Source organism: Variovorax sp. 01T439_2 (assembly GCF_056398445.1).
Window position 1 is genome coordinate 1 of the sequence record NZ_JBFTPJ010000570.1, and the last position, 3921, is coordinate 3921.

The window sequence follows — 3921 nt, forward strand, 5'->3', positions numbered from 1 at the left end:
CCCGCGGAGGGCCGCGGGCTGTCTGCGCAAGGCGCTGTGTTTTCTGGCTTCTAGATTCGCATCGGCATCACGACGTACTTGAAGGATGCGTTCTCGGGGATGGTCAAAAGGGCCGAGCTGTTGGAGTCGGCCAGGTCCAGCTTGACCATGTCCTGGTCCATGTTGGACAGCGCGTCGATCAGGTAGGTCACGTTGAAGCCGATCTCGATGGCGTCGCCGCCGTAGTCGATGTCGAGTTCGTCCTGGGCCTCTTCCTGCTCGGCGTTGTTCGACGCGATGCGCAGGGTGCCGGGCTCGATGTTCAGGCGCACGCCCTTGAACTTCTCGCTCGTCAGGATGGCGGTGCGCTGCAGGCTGGCCAGAAGCGGCGCGCGGCCGAGCGTGACGCTGTTCTTGTGGTTCTTGGGGATCACGCGGTTGTAGTCGGGGAACTTGCCCTCGACCAGCTTGGTGACGAACTCCATGCCGCCAAAGCTGAACTTGGCCTGGTTGTTCGCAAACTGCATCTCGATGGCGCCTTCGGCGTCCGACAGCAGGCGCTGCATCTCGAGCACGGTCTTGCGCGGAAGAATGACTTCCTGGCGCGGCACCTCGACGTCGAGCGTGGCCGACGAGAACGCCAGGCGGTGGCCGTCGGTGGCCACCAGGCTCAGCTGCTTGCCTTCGGCCACGAACAGAATGCCGTTCAGGTAGTAGCGGATGTCGTGCACGGCCATGGCAAAGGAAACCTGCGAGAGCAGGTCCTTCAGCGTCTTTTGCGGCACGCTGAACACCGGGCCGAAGTTGGCGGCTTCCTGCACCAGCGGAAAGTCCTCGGCCGGCAGCGACTGCAGCGTGAAGCGGCTCTTGCCGCCCTTGAGCACCAGCTTGCTCGCGCTCGATTCGAGGCTCACGGTCTGGTCGGCCGGCATGGTGCGCAGGATGTCGATCAGCTTGCGCGCGCCGATGGTGGTGGTGAAGTTGCCTTCATCGCCGCCGAGCTCGGCCGTGGTGCGGATCTGGATCTCGAGGTCGCTGGTGGTCAGCTGCAGCTGGCCGCCGGTCTTGCGGATCAGCACGTTGGCCAGGATCGGCAAGGTGTGGCGCCGCTCCACGATGCCAGCCACCGACTGCAGCGCGGCGAGGACCTTGTCTTGGGTTGCCTTCAAAACGATCATGTCTTCTTCCTCTTCTCTYATCTCTTTGAATCCGCCATTGAGACGCCATTCTCCGCTGTTGCGAGGGGCATGCCTGGCGACATCCGGGATCAGCCCTTGAGCGTCTGCTCGAGCACGTGCAACTGCTGGTTGAGCTCGGTGAGCTGCTGGCGCTCGCCCGAGATCTTGCGCACCGCGTGCAGCACCGTCGTGTGGTCGCGCCCGCCGAACAGCTCGCCGATTTCGGGCAGGCTCTTCTGCGTGAGCTCCTTGGCCAGGTACATCGCGATCTGCCGCGGCCGCGCAATGCTGGCCGGGCGCTTCTTGCTGTACATGTCGGCGACCTTGATCTTGTAGTAGTCGGCCACCGTCTTCTGGATATTTTCGACCGAGATCTGCCGATTCTGGATCGACAGCAGGTCGCGCAGCGCCTCGCGCGCCAGGGCGATCGAGATCTCCTTCTGGTTGAAGCGCGAGTAGGCCAGGATCTTGCGCAGCGCGCCTTCGAGCTCGCGCACGTTGGAGCGCACGTTCTTGGCAACGAAGAAGGCCACTTCTTCCGGCATCTCGGCCGATTCGGCGCGCGCCTTGTTGATCAGGATGGCCACGCGCATTTCGAGCTCGGGCGGCTCGATAGCCACCGTGAGGCCCGAATCGAAGCGCGAGACCAGCCGCTCGTGGATGTCGGCCAGGCCCTTGGGATAGGTGTCGCTGGTCATCACGATGTGCGACTTCTTGGCCAGCAGGGCCTCGAACGCATTGAAGAATTCTTCCTGCGTGCGGTCCTTGTTGGCGAAGAACTGCACATCGTCGATCAGGAGCAGGTCGAGCGAGTGGTAGCGCTCCTTGAACTCGTCGAAAGTCTTGCGCTGATAGGCTTTGACCACATCCGAGACGAACTGCTCGGCATGGATGTAGAGAACTTTGGAATCCGGGCGGTCGGCCAGCAGCCGGTTGCCCACCGCGTGCATCAGGTGGGTCTTGCCCAGGCCGACGCCGCCGTAGATGAACAGCGGGTTGTACAGGTGGCCCGGCATGCCGGCCACGTGCATGGCGGCGGCGCGCGCCATGCGGTTGGCCGTGCCCTCCACCAGGGTGTCGAAGGTGAGGCCCGAATTCAGCCGGTTCTTGAAACCGGCGTTGGCGGGCTCCTCGCCCGGGCCGGCCACGTCGCGCGGCACGTCGGTTTCGGCCAGCACGGCAACCGGGGCAGAGCGCACGGGCGCTTCCCGCGGAGCAAGCGCTAACTCAACTGCGACCGGCTGGCCGTACATCTTCTCGGCCATGGCGGCGATCTTGCCGGCGTACTGGGCCCGGATCCAGTCGAGCTTGAAGCGGTTGGCAACGAACACCGTCATGCGCGAAAGGTCGTCCGCGACCTGCGCTGTCAGGGGCTTGATCCAGGTGTTGAACTGCTGCTCGGACAGCTCCTGCGCGAGCTGGTCGACGCAGGCCTGCCAGAGGCTTTCGCCGATGCCGTCAGTGGACATGGGCGCTTGAAAAAATGGTGAAACCCTCGGGCATTTTTTGGTATATGTATTGTGGATATTCTCTGCTGAAGGCGCCTCGCATTCTAACTTGTCAAAACCTTATCCACACGCCGGCGGCGGCGGCGAAAGGCCCGCAAATCCAGTCGAAGATTGTTCAGGGGCCGAATGTTTGCGATAATTGCGGGTTTCCCTGAAAACCTCATTGCGTCTTTCGGGGGCCAATCCGAAACACGCTCTCCGGCGCCCGCGGCTTTTTCGCCTGCGGAAACAGGGAATCAGGAACCATCATGAAACGCACATACCAAGCATCCAAAGTCCGCCGCGCCCGTACCCACGGCTTTCTGGTCCGCATGAAGACCCGCGGCGGCCGTGCCGTCATCAACGCACGCCGCGCCAAGGGCCGCAAGCGCCTGGCCGTCTGACGGCAGCCCGCCTGCCGTTGCCAGCAGCCGAACCGCCAGCGCCAGCTCCTGCAGCCAGCGCTTCTGGCCCGACCCGTAACGGCGGACTCGGCTCGGTTTCCATGCAGCGGCTCAAGACCCGCGCGCAATTCCAGGCCGTCCTCGCAGGTGCCACCGTGGCGCGCACTGCTCATTTCGCATTGCATCGCTGTGCGCTCGATCTTTCGTCGAGCGCACAGCCGCTGTTCGCGTCCGACGATGTCTGGCTGGGCGCCATGGTGCCCAAGCGCTGGGCGCGCCGAGCGGTCACGCGCAATGCCATCAAGCGCCAGATCTACACCGTGAGCGCTGCGCCCGGCGCCGGCCTGCCGCGTGCTGCGCACGTGGTGCGCCTGCGCGCGGGTTTCGACCGCAAGGAGTTCGTGAGCGCCTCTTCGGACAAGCTCAAGGCGGCCGTTCGGGCCGAGCTCCAGCAGCTGCTGGCGCGCGCCGCGCGTGCGCCAGCGGCTCCGGCCGCGCCCTCTTCTCCCTCTTCCTCCTCCACATGAAACGCCTGCTGATCGGCCTCGTGAAGGGCTATCGCCTGCTGCTGAGCCCCTGGCTCGGCCAGTCGTGCCGCTTCACGCCGACCTGCTCGGTGTATTCGATCGAGGCGCTGGAAGTGCACGGCGCGCTCAAGGGCAGCTATCTCACGCTGCACCGCATCSCGCGCTGCCAGCCCTGGTGCCAGGGCGGGCACGATCCGGTTCCTCCGGCATCACAGTGTCGTACTGACAAGTCAGGCTCACTGTTTTCGTCTCTCCTCTCCTCCGACAAGAAGTCTTCGTCATGAACGATATCCGCCGCACGATCCTGTGGGTGATTTTTGGTTTCTCGCTGGTGCTGCTGTGGGAC

General features: G+C 64.0%; 5 protein-coding genes. 3 read left to right on the plus strand and 2 right to left on the minus strand.

Annotated elements, in window-relative coordinates; genetic code table 11:
- Positions 1–50: 50 nt before the first annotated feature.
- Positions 51–1157, minus strand: coding sequence for a DNA polymerase III subunit beta (dnaN, locus tag AC1DOC_RS23440; RefSeq protein ID WP_012745167.1), 1107 nt, complete (start codon positions 1155–1157; stop codon positions 51–53).
- Positions 1158–1246: 89 nt separating this feature from the next.
- On the minus strand, positions 1247–2626 hold the full coding sequence (gene dnaA, locus AC1DOC_RS23445; RefSeq protein ID WP_012745166.1) for a chromosomal replication initiator protein DnaA: 1380 nt from the start codon (positions 2624–2626) through the stop codon (positions 1247–1249).
- Positions 2627–2913: 287 nt separating this feature from the next.
- Here dnaA and rpmH point away from each other — a divergent pair, with 287 nt between their 5' ends.
- From rpmH to yidD, 3 genes are all read left to right on the plus strand, one after another.
- Positions 2914–3048 carry a 50S ribosomal protein L34 gene (gene rpmH, locus AC1DOC_RS23450; RefSeq protein ID WP_007834827.1) on the plus strand — a complete coding sequence of 45 codons (135 nt, stop codon included), beginning with the start codon at positions 2914–2916 and terminating at the stop codon, positions 3046–3048.
- 101 nt (positions 3049–3149) lie between these two features.
- The gene (locus AC1DOC_RS23455) at positions 3150–3575 is read left to right on the plus strand and encodes a ribonuclease P protein component (protein WP_062363863.1); all 426 of its coding nucleotides are present in this window, start codon (positions 3150–3152) and stop codon (positions 3573–3575) included.
- Positions 3572–3859, plus strand: coding sequence for a membrane protein insertion efficiency factor YidD (yidD, locus tag AC1DOC_RS23460; protein ID WP_478130586.1), 288 nt, complete (start codon positions 3572–3574; stop codon positions 3857–3859). Before AC1DOC_RS23455 ends, yidD begins: the two co-directional genes overlap by 4 nt.
- Positions 3860–3921: the final 62 nt, after the last annotated feature.